14 protein-coding genes are annotated in these 15,968 nt (G+C 68.9%); 7 read left to right on the top strand and 7 right to left on the bottom strand.

Annotated elements, in window-relative coordinates; translation table 11 throughout:
• Positions 1-14 precede the first annotated feature (14 nt).
• The 3 genes from ABD908_RS16050 to trpB form a co-directional block, all read right to left on the bottom strand.
• Complete coding sequence (locus ABD908_RS16050) at positions 15-1,148, bottom strand: GGDEF domain-containing protein (protein ID WP_344997691.1); 1,134 nt, start codon at positions 1,146-1,148, stop codon at positions 15-17.
• 338 nt (positions 1,149-1,486) lie between these two features.
• Positions 1,487-2,272, bottom strand: a complete 786-nt coding sequence (trpA, locus tag ABD908_RS16040) for a tryptophan synthase subunit alpha (RefSeq protein ID WP_344997689.1) — start codon at positions 2,270-2,272, stop codon at positions 1,487-1,489.
• Positions 2,269-3,600: a tryptophan synthase subunit beta gene (gene trpB, locus ABD908_RS16035; protein ID WP_344997687.1), complete on the bottom strand. Its 1,332-nt coding sequence runs from the start codon at positions 3,598-3,600 to the stop codon at positions 2,269-2,271. Before trpB ends, trpA begins: the two co-directional genes overlap by 4 nt.
• A 114-nt stretch (positions 3,601-3,714) precedes the next feature.
• Between trpB and ABD908_RS16030 the strand changes: the two genes are divergently transcribed.
• The 4 genes from ABD908_RS16030 to ABD908_RS16015 are packed head-to-tail and all read left to right on the top strand — an operon-like array spanning position 3,715 to position 7,426.
• Complete coding sequence (locus ABD908_RS16030) at positions 3,715-4,617, top strand: GNAT family N-acetyltransferase (protein ID WP_344997685.1); 903 nt, start codon at positions 3,715-3,717, stop codon at positions 4,615-4,617.
• Positions 4,614-5,576, top strand: coding sequence for an amino acid ABC transporter permease (locus ABD908_RS16025; RefSeq protein WP_344997683.1), 963 nt, complete (start codon positions 4,614-4,616; stop codon positions 5,574-5,576). Before ABD908_RS16030 ends, ABD908_RS16025 begins: the two co-directional genes overlap by 4 nt.
• Positions 5,573-6,376 carry an amino acid ABC transporter ATP-binding protein gene (locus ABD908_RS16020; RefSeq protein ID WP_425584388.1) on the top strand — a complete coding sequence of 268 codons (804 nt, stop codon included), beginning with the start codon at positions 5,573-5,575 and terminating at the stop codon, positions 6,374-6,376. Before ABD908_RS16025 ends, ABD908_RS16020 begins: the two co-directional genes overlap by 4 nt.
• Positions 6,377-6,436: 60 nt before the next feature.
• Positions 6,437-7,426: an ABC transporter substrate-binding protein gene (locus ABD908_RS16015; protein WP_344997681.1), complete on the top strand. Its 990-nt coding sequence runs from the start codon at positions 6,437-6,439 to the stop codon at positions 7,424-7,426.
• Positions 7,427-7,552: 126 nt separating this feature from the next.
• Here the strand turns inward: ABD908_RS16015 and ABD908_RS16010 are convergent, their stop codons facing one another.
• Positions 7,553-8,287: a GntR family transcriptional regulator gene (locus ABD908_RS16010; protein WP_344997679.1), complete on the bottom strand. Its 735-nt coding sequence runs from the start codon at positions 8,285-8,287 to the stop codon at positions 7,553-7,555.
• Positions 8,288-8,407: 120 nt separating this feature from the next.
• Here ABD908_RS16010 and ABD908_RS16005 point away from each other — a divergent pair, with 120 nt between their 5' ends.
• Positions 8,408-9,829: a sugar porter family MFS transporter gene (locus tag ABD908_RS16005; RefSeq protein WP_344997677.1), complete on the top strand. Its 1,422-nt coding sequence runs from the start codon at positions 8,408-8,410 to the stop codon at positions 9,827-9,829.
• Entirely contained in the window at positions 9,826-10,710 is an 885-nt protein-coding gene (locus ABD908_RS16000) for an N-acetylglucosamine kinase (RefSeq protein WP_344997675.1), read from the top strand. The genes ABD908_RS16005 and ABD908_RS16000 overlap by 4 nt, the downstream gene beginning before the upstream one ends.
• 342 nt (positions 10,711-11,052) lie before the next feature.
• Here the strand turns inward: ABD908_RS16000 and ABD908_RS15995 are convergent, their stop codons facing one another.
• From ABD908_RS15995 to ABD908_RS15985, 3 genes are read right to left on the bottom strand one after another with little or no spacing between them, the layout of a single operon-like run.
• Positions 11,053-13,440, bottom strand: a complete 2,388-nt coding sequence (locus tag ABD908_RS15995) for a phosphoketolase family protein (RefSeq protein ID WP_344997673.1) — start codon at positions 13,438-13,440, stop codon at positions 11,053-11,055.
• Positions 13,437-13,736: a hypothetical protein gene (locus ABD908_RS15990; RefSeq protein ID WP_344997671.1), complete on the bottom strand. Its 300-nt coding sequence runs from the start codon at positions 13,734-13,736 to the stop codon at positions 13,437-13,439. The genes ABD908_RS15995 and ABD908_RS15990 overlap by 4 nt, the downstream gene beginning before the upstream one ends.
• Positions 13,733-14,527 carry a slipin family protein gene (locus ABD908_RS15985; protein WP_385924346.1) on the bottom strand — a complete coding sequence of 265 codons (795 nt, stop codon included), beginning with the start codon at positions 14,525-14,527 and terminating at the stop codon, positions 13,733-13,735. Before ABD908_RS15985 ends, ABD908_RS15990 begins: the two co-directional genes overlap by 4 nt.
• 521 nt (positions 14,528-15,048) lie before the next feature.
• On the opposite strand from ABD908_RS15985, the gene ABD908_RS15980 reads away from it, so the two are divergent.
• A complete protein-coding gene (locus tag ABD908_RS15980) occupies positions 15,049-15,894 on the top strand; it encodes a GAF and ANTAR domain-containing protein (RefSeq protein ID WP_344997667.1) in 846 nt (281 codons plus the stop codon).
• Positions 15,895-15,968 lie beyond the last annotated feature (74 nt).

Genomic DNA, 15,968 nt, shown 5'->3' with positions numbered 1-15,968 from the left:
CCGCGCGTCAGACCCTAGGCCGCCCGATGTTCGACGACGACGTAGCCGTCTCCACCGGCCCGCTTCGCGGTGTACATAGCGCGGTCGGCGGCCACCTCGAGGTCCGACGCCGTAGGCGCGGCACCGGCGGCGGCCACGTAGGCGACGCCGACGCTGACGGTGACCGGGGTGGGCCGGTCGGCGAACAGCCGCTCGCCCAGGCACGCGGCGAAAGCGGGGAGCTGCGCCTCCCCGGGTAGCCGCGCGGCGACGACGAACTCGTCACCGCCCAGGCGCGCCACAGACGCCACGTCGCGGTTCGCGACCAGCCGCTGCGCCATGGCGCGCAGCACGGCGTCCCCGAAGGCATGCCCGCCACCGTCGTTGACCTGCTTGAAGTCGTCGATGTCGAGCACCGCTACAACGACCACTCCCGGGGCCCGGTGATCACCGACGAACCGCTGGGCGCGCATCCGCCAGCCGCGGCGGTTGAGCACCCCGGTGAGCGGGTCGAGGGTCGACTCCGCCGTCACGACCTGCGCCTCGCGGCGCGCCATCTCCACGATGAACTGGACGATGCCGGGAACCGCCACCACCACCGTCAGGGGCACGGTGACGAAGGGCATCAGCGGCCACAGGACGCGGCCCTCGACCGCGACGGCCAGCCACACGAGGCCGGCGATGTAGACGACGCCGAACATGCAGTGCGCGGCGACCACCCGCCAACCCAATGCGACGCTCGCGTAGAGACCGCCGAACGAGATGATGCAGGCGATTCCGAACCGGGCCTCAGGCGAGTCGATCGCCCAGACGTTGGTCACCGAGGCGAGGTCGACCCACACGACGAACGCCAGGGCGCCACCGCGTGAGGGCCACGACCGTCGGACCCACCACAGGCCCGCGACCAGACAGCTGAGGGTGACCATGAGGTTGATCAGGCGCTGAACCGCGCCGTGGGGGCCGAGCGGGTTTCCTTGGATACCCACGTTGAGCAGCCCGATCACCACACAACACGTCCCGACCGCCCGGCAGAACATGCGTTCCATGCGCGGCTGGCGGCGGATCGACTCGGTGAAGAATCGGTATTCCCGAGTACCGACGTCGCGCCAGGCCGCACTGTCCAGGACCGCGGCCACGGCGGTGCGCGCCGAACCCGCGAACTCACCCATGCGTACCTCCACGCCGCTCTTATTCATCCTCGCACAGGAAGCCTACGTTGACGTGTATAACGGTCCTCACGGCGTGGCGTGTGCCCGCTCGTCACGTCGGCACACTGCGATCGTTCGGTGGACGGTCGTTCGGTGGACGGTCGTTCGGTGGACGCGGGAGGCGGCGCCGACACGCCACTCCTGCGGGAGCGACGAGTCTCGTCCGACCGGGCGGGGCGCCAGTTCGGGTGCGCGGACGACCGCTACCGGCCCGATCGGGCGGCGTTCAGCATCGTCGACTCACGCCGCGGCAGGCAGCTGACCGCGGTGTCCCGATCCGCCGCGGCCGCGGGGAACGGTCAGGCCCTGCCCTCGCGGACGCCCGCGGCCAGCTCGGCGGTCAGCGACCGCACGTCGTCGAGCGAGCCGCCCGCCGCGCTGACCAGAGCGGACCCCACGATCACCGCGTCGGCGTAGGCGGCGATCTCGGCAGCCTGGGCGCGACTGCGCACCCCGAGGCCGACGCCGACCGGGATGTCCGACAGCTCACGCACCCGCGCGACCAGCTCGGGTGCGACGTTGTCGACGGTGTCGCGGGCGCCGGTGACGCCCATCGTGGACGCCGCGTACAGGAATCCGGACGAGGCGTTCGCCGTCATCGCCAGCCGCTCGGGCGTCGAGGACGGCGCGACCAGGAAGATCTTGTCCAGGCCGTGGGCGTCGGCGGCGGCGATCCACTCGGCCGCCTCATCCGGGATCAGGTTGGGCGTGATCACGCCGCGTCCGCCCGCCGCTGCGAGGTCGCGTGCGAACCTCTCGACGCCGTACTGCAGCACCGGGTTCCAGTACGTCATCACCACCGGCGCTCCGCCCGCGTCCGCGACCGCCTGCGCGGCGGGGAACACGTCCTTGACGCGGATGCCGCCGTGCAGCGCCTGGTCGGCGGCACGCTGGATGACCGGCCCGTCCATGACGGGGTCGCTGTACGCGACGCCGAGTTCCACGATGTCGGCGCCCGACTCGACCATCGCCACCATCGCCGCCACCGCACCGTCCCGCGTGGGGTACCCGCAGGGCAGGTACGTCACCAGGGCCGCGCGGTTCTCCGCGTGGCACGTCTCGAACACGGGCGCAAGCGCGCTCACTTGGTCTCCTCCTGTGCCTCGGTCGCCGACGTCTCGCGTGCGTAGATGTTCGACAAATCCGCGCCGACGACCTTCTGCCCCACCACGTTCCCGTCCGAGTCGAGTAGTCCGAACCACCTGCCCGCCGTGTCGACGTCCTTGTCGCCGCGGCCCGACAAGGACACGACGACGTTCGCGCCCTCCCCCAGCTCGGCCCCCACCTTCAGCGCGCCCGCCACTGCGTGCGCGGACTCGATCGCGGGGATGATGCCCTCGGTGCGGCAGAGCAGCGCGAACGCGTCCATCGCCTCCGCGTCGGTGATCGGGATGTACCGCGCGCGACCGGAATCGCGCAGCTGCGCGTGCTCCGGGCCGACGCCCGGGTAGTCGAGGCCCGCAGAGATCGAGTGGCTCTCGATGGTCTGGCCGTCCTCGTCCTGCAGCAGGTACGAGTACGCGCCCTGGAACGCGCCCGGCGTGCCGCCGGTGATGGTGGCCGCGTGCCGGCCGGTCTCGACACCGTCGCCGGCAGCCTCGCAGCCGACCAGCTCGACCCCGGCGTCGGCGATGAAGGGGTGGAAGATGCCGATCGCGTTGGACCCGCCGCCCACGCAGGCGACGACGGCGTCGGGCAGCCGCCCCGTGAGGGTCTGGATCTGCTCGCGCGCCTCGAGCCCGACGATGCGCTGCAAGTCGCGCACCATGAGGGGGAAGGGGTGCGGACCGGCGGCGGTGCCGAATGCGTAGTAGGTGTCGTCCGCGTTGGTGACCCAGTCGCGCAGCGCCTCGTTGATGGCGTCCTTCAGGGTTGCCGAGCCGGACGCCACGGCGATCACCTCGGCGCCCAACAGCCGCATCCGGGCGACGTTGAGGGCCTGGCGGTCGGTGTCGACCTTCCCCATGTAGATCACGCAGTCGATGCCGAGCAGCGCACAGGCGGTGGCGGTGGCGACGCCGTGCTGGCCGGCGCCGGTCTCGGCGATCACGCGGGTCTTGCCCATCCGCTGAGCGAGCAGCACCTGGCCGAGGACGTTGTTGATCTTGTGCGAGCCGGTGTGGTTGAGGTCCTCGCGCTTGAGGAACAGCTTGGCTCCGCCGGCGTGCTCGTTGAGGCGGACGCACGGGTACAGCGGCGACGGGCGGCCGGTGTACACGGCCTGCAGACGGTCCAGCTCGGCGAGGAAGGTGCGGTCGGTGCGCACCTTCTCGAACTCTGCGGTGACCTCCTCGATGACGGCCATCAGCGCCTCGGGCACGTGCCGCCCGCCGTACAGCCCCCAGTGCCCGCCCGCGTCGGGTTCGTATCCGGACGGTTCGGCGAGGCCGCTGCTGGCGGTTGGGAGAGTCACAGGATCGATTATCCCCCGACCGCCGAGACGCCCGGTGGCCGCCTCCCGGGCCGGACGAATCACGATGGTTGTAGTCGTTCACGATCGACGGATCGTCCGGAACCATTCCAGCCCATGACCACCGTGACCTCGCATGTGCTGGACGACCCCGTGACCGCCTCGCTGCACGGGGCGCACTCCCGGTTCCGCGTCGGCACGGGGGCGGTGGTGCGGTACAGCCCGCCGGTCGCCCGCTTCGTGGGGTTCCCGCGCCGGCCGACGGCCGCGCAGTGGGACGCGCTCGCCGCCCTCGCGGAGCCGGGCGAGGAGCTGGCGCTCCGCGGGCTCGAGACGACGGTGCCGGCGGGCTGGCGTGTTCGCGGGTCGATCGGACTGGTGCAGTTCGACGGCACGGGGCTAGCCGTCGGGTTCGGCCGCAGCGAGGTACGAGCGGAGGCCGCAACCCGCGCATCCGGCCCCGTCGGGTTCGGCCGCAGCGAGGTACGAGCGGAGGCCGCAACCCGCGCATCCGGCCCCGTCGGGTTCGGCCGCAGCGAGGTACGAGCGGAGGCCGCAACCCGCGCATCCGAACCCGCGCGCGACCCCGGGGTAGTCGTGCTCGGCCCCTGCGACGTGCCGTCGATCCTGGATCTGGTCGCCCGCACCCGCCCGGGTCCGTTCACACCCCGCACCATCGAGCTGGGGACCTACCTGGGGATCCACGACGGAGACCGGCTCGTGGCAGTCGCCGGGGAACGGCTGCATCCGCCGGGCTGGACCGAGATCAGCGCCGTCTGCACCGATCCCGCCTACCGCGGGCGCGGCCTGGCGACGCGATTGATCCGTGCGGTCGGCGCGGGGATCCGGGATCGCGGCGAGGTGCCGTTCCTGCACACCGCCGCCACCAACACCCGCGCCATCGCGCTGTACGAGCACTTGGGCTTCACGCTTCGGTCGCGCCTCGACCTCACGTTCGTCGCGCCGCCGGCCACTGCAAGCGTCGCGCCGTCCGTCGCGGGTACCGGAGAGGTCCGATGACCGCGGCCGCACCGTCACCGTCGTCGGCGGCAACGCCGCCCGTGACGCAGACCGCCGGAGAGGGGGTGGCGCCGGACCTCGCCGCGCTCGCCGGACTGACCGTGCGGCACCGTCTGCGCGTGGGCCGGTGGCTCGCCGTCGCGGTGGCCGCGCTGCTGCTCGCGCAGCTCGTGGTGAGCGCGTCGACCAACCCGCGCTACGACTGGCCGACGTTCGCCGCCTACATAGTCAGCCCCACCATCCTCGAAGCGCTGTGGCTGACGATCGAGCTCACGGTGATCGGTGCGGTGGCCGGATTCGTGCTGGGGATCGGGCTCGCCGCCGCCCGGCTGTCCGGCAACCGGGTCCTCGCCGCATTCAGCTTCGGCTTCACGTGGGTCTTCCGTTCGGTGCCGCTGATCGTGCAGATCCTGTTCTGGGGCTATCTCGGGGCGCTGTACCCGGTGATCGGGATCGGCATCCCCTTCGGTCCGACGTTCGGGAGCTCCGCCACCAAGGACCTACTGTCGCCGTTCGCGGCCGCGGTCGTCGGAATCGTGCTGCACCAGGCCGCCTACGGCTCCGAGATCGTGCGCGCCGGGATCCTCGGCGTCGATCCCGGCCAGCACGAGGCGGCCCGCGCGCTGGGCATCCCGCGGTGGCGGCACTTCTACCGCATCACCGCCCCGCAGGCGCTACGGATCATCACGCCGGCCGCGGTCAACGAGGTGATCGGGCTGCTCAAGGGCACGTCGGCGGTGTTCATCCTGGCCCTGCCGGACCTGTTCTACCGCGTGCAGGTGATCTACGGCCGCAACGGCCGGATCATCCCGCTGCTGCTGGTGGCCGTCGCGTGGTACGCCGCACTGACCACGCTGTTGTCGATCGTCCAGCATCTCGTGGAGCAGCGGCTGAGCCGCGGCTCGCGGGACACCGCCGTACGGTCGGCGGCGGCCGTGCGGACGGAGGTCGTCGCGTGAGCGCCCCCGCTGCCGAGCGGCCCGCACTGGCGACCGTCCCCCGGCTCGAGGTGGCGGCGCTGACGAAATCGTACGGCGACACCGAGGTGCTGCGCGGCATCGATCTGACCATCGCGCCCGGCGAGGTGGTCGCGATCATCGGACCGTCCGGGTCCGGGAAGTCGACGCTGCTACGGACCCTCAACCGGCTCGAGGAGCCGACGTCCGGCGTCGTCCGCCTGGACGGCGAGCTCATCGGTGTCCGGCGCCGGGGCGACCACCTGGTGGCGCTCGGCGAGGGCCGGGTGCGCCGGCAGCGGGCACGGATCGGCTTCGTGTTCCAGCACTTCAACCTGTTCCCGCATCTCACCGCGCTCGACAACATCGTCGAGGCGCAGGTGTCGGCGCTGCGGCGCAGCCGGGCCGATGCCCGCGAGCGGGCGCGGCGGTTGCTCGATCGGGTCGGGCTCGCCGACCACGCCGGACACTACCCACGGCAGCTGTCCGGGGGCCAGCAGCAGCGGGTGGCGATCGCCCGCGCGCTCGCCCTCGACCCCAGCCTGCTGCTGTTCGATGAACCCACATCCGCGCTCGACCCCGAGTTGGTCGACGAGGTGCACCGGGTGATCGCCGAGCTCGCCGCCGAGGGTCGCACGCTGGTCGTGGTGACCCACGAGCTGGGCTTCGCCCGCCGGATCGCGGACCGGGTGCTGTTCATGGACTCGGGGCGCATCGCCGCGAGCGGCCGACCGTCCGCGTTCTTCGACACCCCGCCCACCGACCGCGCGCGGCTGTTCGTCGCGAGTCACCGTCGGGCCTGATCCTCCGCGTCACTCCCCACTCCGCTCCCGCGTCACCCCTTCGAGAGGAACCGAATCCCCGTGCACCCCAGCAAGTCCCTGGCCGTCGCCCTCGCCGCCGTAGTGATGGCCGCCACGACCGCGTGCGGATCCGCCGCCACCGACGCGACCACGGCGAGCGTCGCCAACGGCGCGGGTGGCGTGCTGAACCTGTCGGCGAAGCAGGACCGCATCGTGCCGGCCGCGGACCCGACGGTGGCCGCCGAGGTCCCGGAGGCGATCCGCAAGCGGGGCACGATCGTGATCGCGCAGGGCGCCGGGGCGGGGGATCCACCGTTCGCGTTCCCCGCCAGTGACGACGACAGCGTGTTCATCGGCGACGAGATCGACATCTCCCAGCTGATCGCCGGGGTGCTCGGGCTGAAGCTGCAGTCGGTGAACACCTCCTGGGAGGGTCTGTTCCTCGGCATCGACAGCGGCCGCTACGACCTCGGCGTCTCCAACATCACGGTCACCGAGGCTCGTAAGGACAAGTACGACTTCGCGACCTACCGCAAAGACAACCTGGCGGTCGAGGTGCCGGCTGCGTCGACGCTGACCTTCACCGGCCCCGAGTCCTTCGACGGCAAGACTGTGGCCGTCGGCTCCGGGACCAACCAGGAGAAGATCCTGCAGCAGTACGACACCGACCTGAAGGCCAAGGGCCACAAGGGCATCGACATCAAGTACTACCAGGACGACACCGGCGTCTACGCAGCGCTCGCGTCGGGGCAGATCGACGCCTACTTCGGCCCGAACCCCATATCGGCCTTCCACGTCGCGCAGACCAAGGGGACGCCGCAGGCGACGAAGATCATCGGGTCGGTGTCGGGTGCCGGATCTACGCTGCAGGGCCTGATCGCCGCCACCACCAAGAAGGACGACGGACTGATCAGGGCGGTGCGCGACGCACTCGATGTGGTGATCCGCAACGGTGACTATGCGAAGGTGCTCGCCAAGTGGAACCTGACCAGCGAGGCCGTGCCGACGTCGGTGATCAACCCGCCGGGCCTGCCGCGTGACAACAGATAGCGACATCTCACCGCGTCACCGTCGACGCCACGGCGACCAGCAGTGCGAGCCCAGTGGAACCACCCAGCCGGCGGGAGGTGTTGAGCAGACCCGACGCCACGCCCACGTCCGGGGCACGAGCTGCGGTCAGCTGCGTGCCGCGCGCGCGACGAACTTGAAGCGGTCGCCCCGGTACACGCACCGCGTCCACTCGATCACGACACCGGCACCGTCTCGCCCCTGCCGGTGGATCATCAGCAACGGGTGCCCGGGCGGCACCTCCAGCAGCTCCGCCTCGACCGGGGTCGCGAGCGCGGTCTCGACCACATCCTCCACCGCCGCGACCTCCCGGCCGTACTGCACACGCAGTAGCTCATAGAGCGAGTCCCCCGCGTGCAGACGACCGCCGAGGCCCCGGAGCGGACCCGGCAGGTGCGCCACCTCGATCGCGATCGGCTCGTCGTCCAGGGTCCGTAGCCGCGTCACGCGGTACACCTTGGCGCCGGGCCGCAGCTCCAGTTGCTGCAGCGTCTCGCCGTCGGCTGCGATGTGGTCCACAGACAGCACGCGTGACCCGACCGCCATGCCGTTGACGCCGAAATCCTCTGTGAGCGAGGTCAATTGGCGCACCCGCACCACCTTGGGCGGCGCCACATAGGTGCCGCTGCCATGCTCGCGCCGCAGTACTCCCTCGGCCGACAACTCGGCGAGCGCCTTCCGCAGCGTCGTTCGCGAGACCCCCAACTGCTCGGCGAGCTGCCGCTCCGCCGGCAGCGAGTCCCCCTCGCCGAGGCGCGAGATCCATTCCTGCAGTGTTACTTTCGCACGGAAATAGCGCGGCATCTGCGCGCCTGCGGCCCCCGGTACGACCACTTCTACCATGTGTCTCACGATACCCCTTGACGGCGAAAGTGGTCTATGCCACTCTTGTTTCACTGACATTGGTATACACCACTACGGCGGCAGCCCAGCATCGCGGTAGCCACCCGGTAGGAGACAAGAATGAGCACCCAGGTTGCGAAGTCCGGGAACACCGGGCTCGGCATCCTCGTCGGAGTCGCCGCGGCGAGCCTCGGCGTGATCTACGGCTACGACACGTCGAACATCGGCGCGGCGAAGGACTTCATCGCGCAGCAGTACCACCTCGGGTCCGGGATGACGCAGGCTATGGCCTCGGTGGTCGTGGTCGGCGAGATTCTCGGCGCCATCGCGGCCGGCTGGCTCGCCAACCGCTTCGGCCGCAAGAAGTCGATGGTCGCGGTCGGCGCCTGCTACGCGGTGTTCGCGCTGATCAGCGCGCTGGCGCCCAACCCGGAACTGTTGCTCGTCGCGCGCCTCGCACTCGGCCTCACGGTCGGCGTATCGGTGGTGGTGGTGCCCGTGTTCGTCGCCGAGTCGGCGCCCACGAAGTCGCGTGGCGCCATGCTGGTCACCTACCAGTTCGCCACGATCGTCGGCATCATCCTCGGCTACGTGCTGGGGTACTTCCTCGCCGACCTCGGGCAGAGCTCGTGGCGGTGGATGCTCGGCGTCGCCGCGATTCCCGCGTTGGTCGTGACGCTGGTGTTGTTCCGCCTGCCCGACACGGCGCGCTGGTACATGAGTCAGGGCCGCGAGGCCGAGGCTCGCACCACTCTCACCCGGATCGAGCCCGCCGGCGACATCGAGGGCGAGATCACCGAGATGCGCCAGGCGCTCGCCGAAGAGGCCGGCGGCGGCATCAGGGAACTGTTCCGCAAGCCGTTCCTGCGGGCGACGTTCTTCGTGGTGGGACTGGGCTTCTTCATCCAGATCACCGGAATCAACGCGATCATCTACTACAGTCCCGACATCTTCAAGAGCATGGGCTTCGAGGGCCACTTCGGCTCGTACATGCTGCCCGCGTTCGTGCAGGTCTTCGGCCTGCTCGCCGTGATCGCCTCGCTGTTCACGATCGACCGCTTCGGCCGCCGGCCCATCCTGCTCACCGGCATCAGCATCATGATCGCCGCATTCGTCGTGATGATCGTCGCCTACACGATGGCGGGCGGGGACTTCGCCACCAACCAGTCCGCGGGCATCCTCGGCTTCGTCGGCCTGGTGCTGGTCACCGTCGGCTTCTCCTCCGGGTTCGGTTCGCTCGTCTGGGTCTATGCCGGCGAGGCGTTCCCGGCACGCCTGAGGTCGCTCGGCTCGTCCACCATGCTCACCGCCGACCTGGCCGCCAACTGGGTGGTCGCGCAGTTCACGCTGTCGCTGCTCAACGGCCTGGGTGGCGCCTGGACGTTCGGGATCTTCGGGATCCTCACCGTGGCGGCGTTCGTGTTCGTCTTCAAGTTCGCGCCGGAGACCAAGGGCCGCAAGCTCGAGGACATCCAGCACTACTGGCAGAACGGCGGCAGCTGGCCGGCCGACGGTGTCTCGCTCGCCGAGGACGCCCGATGACCACCGTGATCGGCCTCGACATCGGAGGCTCCAAGACCCAGGCCGTCAAGTCCGTCGACGGCGCCGTCGTCGCCGAGGCCCTGGCGGGCAGCGCCAACATCGCGTCGGTGGGCCAGGCGGAGGCGGGGCGCCAGCTCGACATCGCGCTCGCGCGGCTCGGCGTCGACGATGTGCGCGCGGTGTGCGCGGGCGCCGCGGGCGTCGAGACCCCCGCCGGCGCCGCGGTCCTCACCCGACTGCTCGCAGACCGCCTGCCCGGCGCGCGGATCAAGGTGGTGCACGACAGCCAGCTGATCCTCGCCGCCGGCGGGGTCCGCGACGGCATCGCCGTGATCTCCGGGACCGGCGCCGTCGCCTGGGGACGGGCCGGCGCGAAACGGGCGCGGGCCGGCGGGTGGGGCTACCTACTCGGCGACGAGGGTAGCGGGTACTGGGTCGCGAAGCAAGCCGTACGACACACCCTGACCTGCATCGACGCCGACGGTGCCGCTGACCGCCTCGGTCAGCAGCTGGCCGCCGACTGCGGGTTGCAAGACACGTCCGAACTGCTCGATCACTTCTATTCCCAGCCCGAGCGTCGCTACTGGGCCGGTCGGGCGCGCGTGGTCTTCGAGCTCGCGAGCTCCGGCGACCCGGCCAGCCGCGCAATCGTCGACGAGGCGGCCGCCGCGCTCGCCGCGATCGCCGTCTCGGTGGGCCAGCGGATCGGCTCGACCGGGCCGGTGATCCTGGCCGGCGGTCTGGCCGTCCACCAGTCCGCACTGCAGCAGGGCATCCGCGCCCAACTCGCGAACCACGGTTACACCGATGTCCGCGTGCTCACCGCGGACCCGGTGCGCGGGGCCGTCGAGCTGGCACAACGCGAGCTGTCGCGCGCATAGGACGAGGCCGGAGTGCCCCGACGCCGACGGTGCCGCGGCTCCCCCACGTGCGACGCACCCGGGTCTGGGCCCAGCCGGTCGGGGTGTCCACCAGGCGGCGTCGACCTCGACCGGAGTGCGGGCGGCCTTCGTGTGGGAATCGAGACAGTGGTGGGCGACGGCGGCAGGATGCTGTCTGCGAGCTCGGGGTGGTCACGATCATCTCCCGGCGCGACGGTTCTGCGATCGACTCGTCGATGGCGAGCATCCCCTTGTCGGCGGCAACCAACGCGTTCGCCGCCTCTATCAGGCGTGGCGGGTCCGGCGCCGCGACCGAGATGACCCGCAGCACCGCTGCCGTCGTCATAGCGAGGGGTTCCAGGTCCAGTCCCGGATTTCAGGGAGGTCTCGGCCGTGACGGTCGATGTACCGGGTGTGTTCGACGAGTCTGTCGGCCATCGACCGTGCGAGGCGATCGCCGGCCTCCCCTTGTGCGGGCAGCCTGTCGATGACATCCATGACGAGGTGGAAGCGATCCAGTTTGTTCTGGACTCGCATATCGAAGGCGGTGGTGATCGTGCCCTCCTCTGTGTAGCCGCGCACGTGCAGGTTGTGGTTGGTGCGCCGATAGGTGAGTCGGTGGATCAGACTGGGGTAGCCGTGGAAGGCGAAGATGATGCACTTGTCGGTGGTGAACAGGGCGTCGTAGTCCCGGTCGTCGAGTCCGTGGGGGTGCTCGCTGGCCGACTGCAGCTTCATCAGATCCACCACGTTGACGACACGGACCTTCAACGCGGGCAGGTGTTCCCGCAAGATCTGCGCCGCCGCGAGCACCTCCAGAGTTGGTGTGTCTCCGCAGCATCCGAGCACCACGTCGGGGTCGCCGCCAGAGTCGTTACCCGCCCAGTCCCACACGCCGATACCTGCGGCGCAGTGCGCCTCGGCCTGCTCGATGTCGAGCCACTGCGGCATCGCACGTTTGCCCGCGACGATCACATTGACGTAATGACGGCTGCGCAGGCAGTGATCAGCCACCGACAACAGGGTGTTGGCATCCGGCGGGAGATAGACCCGCACGATGTCCGCCTTCTTGTTCACCACATGGTCGAGGAAACCGGGATCCTGGTGGGTGAAGCCGTTGTGGTCCTGCTGCCAGACGTGCGAGGCGAGAAGGTAGTTCAGTGAGGCGATCTCGTGGCGCCAAGGGAGTTGCGCGGTGACCTTGAGCCACTTCGCGTGCTGATTGAACATCGAGTCGACGATGTGGATGAACGCCTCGTAGCAGTTGAACATCCCGTGCCGCCCGGTCAGCAGGTAGCCCTCCAACCAGCCCTGGCTCTGATGTTCACTGAGCATCGAATCCAGAACCCGCCCTTGGGGCGCAAGGTATTCGTCCCCGGCGACGGTACGGGCCTCCCACTGCCGATCGGTGACCTCGAAGACCGCGCCGAGCATGTTGGACAAGGTCTCGTCAGGCCCGAAGAGCCGGAAGTCGCGTGCATCGTCGTTGAGGGCGATGACGTCAGCGAGCAGGGTACCGAGCACGCGCGTGTCTTCGGCGTTCACGGCTCCTGGGGAGTCGACGGTGACCGCGTACGCGCGGTAGTCGGGCATCACCAGCGCTCGCAGCACACCAGGGTTGGTATGTGGGTTGGCACCCATCCGCCGCTGTCCGCGTGGAGCCAGCACAGCCAGCTCAGGCAACAGGCGCCCGGTTCGATCGAAGAGTTCGCCGGGCTTGTAGCTGCGCATCCAGGCGTCGAGAAGTTCGACATGCTCGGGATGCGCCTCGTCGACCAGCAGCGGGACCTGGTGTGCCCGAAACGTGCCTTCGATCTGTCGGCCATCGACCACTTCGGGGCCGGTCCAGCCCTTCGGGGAGCGCAGCACGATCATCGGCCATCGCGGGCGAGTGCTGTGGCCACCGGCGCGAGCAACGTCCTGGATGGCGCGAATGGTCTCTATCGTCTCGTCGAGGACGGTGGCCATCGTTTCGTGCATATCGTCGGGGTCGCTGCCTTCGACGTAGCGAGGCTCCCATCCGCACCCGCGCAGGAACTGGTCGAGCTCCTCGGGTTCGATGCGGTCCAGGATCGTCGGGTTGCTGATCTTGTACCCGTTCAGGTGCAGGATCGGCAGGACCGCCCCGTCACCGACCGGGTCGAGGAACTTGGTGGAATGCCAGGCGGTGGCCAGTGGGCCCGTCTCAGCCTCGCCGTCGCCGATGATGCACGCCACGATCAGATCCGGATTGTCGAACGCCGCTCCGAACGCGTGGCTCAGCGAGTAGCCGAGTTCTCCGCCCTCGTGGATCGATCCCGGAGTCGTGGGCGCCACATGACTCGAAATCCCTCCGGGGAAGGAGAACTGGGTGAACAGTCGCTTCATCCCGGCTTCATCCTGGCTCACGGCGGGGTAGATCTCGGAGTAGGAGCCCTCGAGGTAGGTATTCGCGACCAGAGCCGGGCCACCATGACCGGGTCCGGCGATGTAGAACATGTCCAGGTCGTATTTCGTGATGATCCGATTCAGATGCACGTAGATGAAGTTCTGCCCCGGGGTGGTCCCCCAGTGCCCGACAACAAGGGGCTTGACATCCGAGAGCACCAGCGGACGTCGCAGCAGCGGGTTGTCGTACAGATAGATCTGGCCGACCGACAGGTAGTTCGCGGCACGCCAGTACGCGTCCATCCGGTGCAGCAGTTCCGGTTCCAGTGTGCGGGCACCTGGCAGCACCCGGGTACTCGTCATGGGGTGTCCTCGACGTGGCTGACAGGGGCGTTCGTCGGATTCACGGCTGGCCCCTCGACCGGCGCAGAATCCTGTAGCAGCCGGGTCATCTGGCGCTCGTCCAGTGCGGTCCACGCACCGCGTGCGGCGGGCCACAGGTCGGGATCGTCCTCGAGCCCGAGAGCGACCGTCCCGCGCACAGCCCGCACCGCCGGCGCGGACACCCGAGTTCCTGCTCTGGCGGATCGCCCGTGCCGCAACAGCAACCACGAAATCCCCGCAATCAACATCACGTCCATCATCAGCGTGGTGTTCACTGCCGACCTCCCGCAGAGGAGAACCCGTTGGGCGCAGTAGCGATAGGGACCGGAAGCACAGGCGGTTGCGGTACGACAGCCGAGGCGCCCTCCCGAGCGAGGAACGACCCGAGTTCGGCGATCGTCGACATCAACGGGGCGGGGAACACCACGGTGGTGTTCTTGTCGACGCCCAGCTCCACGAGGGTCTGCAGGTTGCGTAGCTGCAGCGCCAGGGGGTGCGCCATCATGGTGTCCGAGGCGTCCCCCAATGCGGCCGCGGCCAGCGATTCACCCTCGGCGGCAATGATTTTTGCACGCTTCTCGCGCTCCGCCTCTGCTTGGCGCGCCATCGCGCGCTTCATGCTGTCCGGCAATTGGATGTCTTTGAGTTCGACCAGCGTGACCTTCACACCCCATTCGATGGTGGTGACGTCGAGTATCGTCTGGATGTCGAGGTTGATCCGGTCGGTTTCCGACAGAGTCTCGTCCAGCGTGTGCTGGCCGACGACTTTCCGCAGTGTGGTCTGAGCGATCTGGTCGATCGCGGCGCCGACGTTCTCGATCGCGACCACGGATTTCACCGCATCGACGACTTTGAAGTACGCGACCGCGGACACATCGACGCTGACGTTGTCGCGGGTGATGATGCCCTGGGACTGGATCGGCATCGTCACGATCCGCAGCGAGATCCGGTGCAGCACATCGACGAACGGGATGATGAGTCGCAAGCCCGGCTTGCGGTCACCGATCACGCGACCCAGGCGGAACTGCACGCCGTGCTCGTATTGTTGGACGATCCGCACCGACATCGCGAGTAGTAGAAGCCCCAGCACGACGAGGATCACGATCACGATGATCAGCCCTTGCATGGCCCGACTCCTGTCGAGGAGGTGAGCGGCGAGGTGCTCGCGGGCGGCTCGTAGCCGACCGTCATCATCCGTGGCATCAATGATTTCGACAGAATGGAGAAAGTGTGTGGATGTGGAACAGTCATGGTGATCCTGAGGTGAAGACGATCACCGGCGTGTAGGGGTCTCGGAGCCGATGCTCCTGGAGTTCCGCGGCGGACAGCCGAACTCATCCCGAACCAGCTGAGGCTCTCAGCCCCCTCAACGCTACACCTCGTCCGGGATTGTTCCTCCACTCCCGACAGGGCGCTACTCAGCGCTGAACGCTCCCCGGCCGGCGCCGGTAGACATCGTCGCCAGGTGACGGCGGTACTGTTGACCCGTCGACCCTCACCGTAGATGTCGTGCTGCAAGGCCCGTTGAGGCTCCGCGTGGGAGCGCCGGGGCTCAGTCGGGTAGTACATGAGCGCAGGGGACAATGGATGACCGAGTTCACCAAGGAAACCGAACCCGTACCGGCACCGCTGCTGGACACCGGACAAGCCCACACAGACATCGCCGATCTACAGGTCGCCATCGGCGATCTGGCAGGGTTGGTGGCAGGCAGTCTGGGCCTGCACGAGTTGTTGGCGGAGGTGGCGACCTTCGCAGTGCGTGCGATCCCGGGTGCCGCGGGTGCCGGGGTGACATTGTTGCGGGTCGACCGAACGGACCAGATGGTGGAAGCGTTGGCGGCGAGTGCCCCGTTCGTCGAGGAGATCGACCACATCCAGTACGTCACCTTGCGGGAGGGGCCCTGCATCACGGCGGCGCTGGAGGGCCGCACGGTGCGGTCGGGATCGTTGGGTGGGGAGAAGATGTGGCCGAGGTTCGGCCCCCGGGTGGGCCGCTTGGGGGTGCATAGCGCGCTGTCGCTGCCACTGCTGCTGTCCCATGACGAGGTGGTCGGTGCGATAAACGTCTACGCCTACGAGAAGGATGTGTTCGACGATTACGCCGCCGAGCTGGGAGAACTGTTCGCCAGACCCCCGGCGGTCGCGGTGCGCAATGCGCAGGTTCTCGCGCAGGCGATGACGCTGGCAGCCCAATTGCAGACCGCGCTGTCCACGCGACCGGTGATCGATCAGGCCATCGGTGTGTTGCGGGGGCGCAGCGGACGGAGCACCGAAGACACGTTCGTGCAGTTGCGCGCGATCAGCCAAGCCGAGCACCGCAAATTGGCCGATGTGGCGCAACGCATCGTCGACGAGGCGGTCCGCCGCGCCCGCGCGCGCCGGGCGTGTCAAATGGTCTGTGTAAGTCCTCCTCACGGAAGGATGACAGCATGACGAACACGGTGGAGCGGGAGCCTGAGGCAGCGGCTGAAGGCCTGTCGCATCAGTTGCGGTCCGCGGAGACGACA

Origin of the sequence: Tsukamurella soli (assembly GCF_039541155.1) — a bacterium.
In the GTDB taxonomy this organism is placed as follows: domain Bacteria; phylum Actinomycetota; class Actinomycetes; order Mycobacteriales; family Mycobacteriaceae; genus Tsukamurella; species Tsukamurella soli.
The sequence above is the reverse complement of the archived record's forward strand: the minus strand, read 5'-3'. Positions and strand labels throughout refer to the sequence as shown.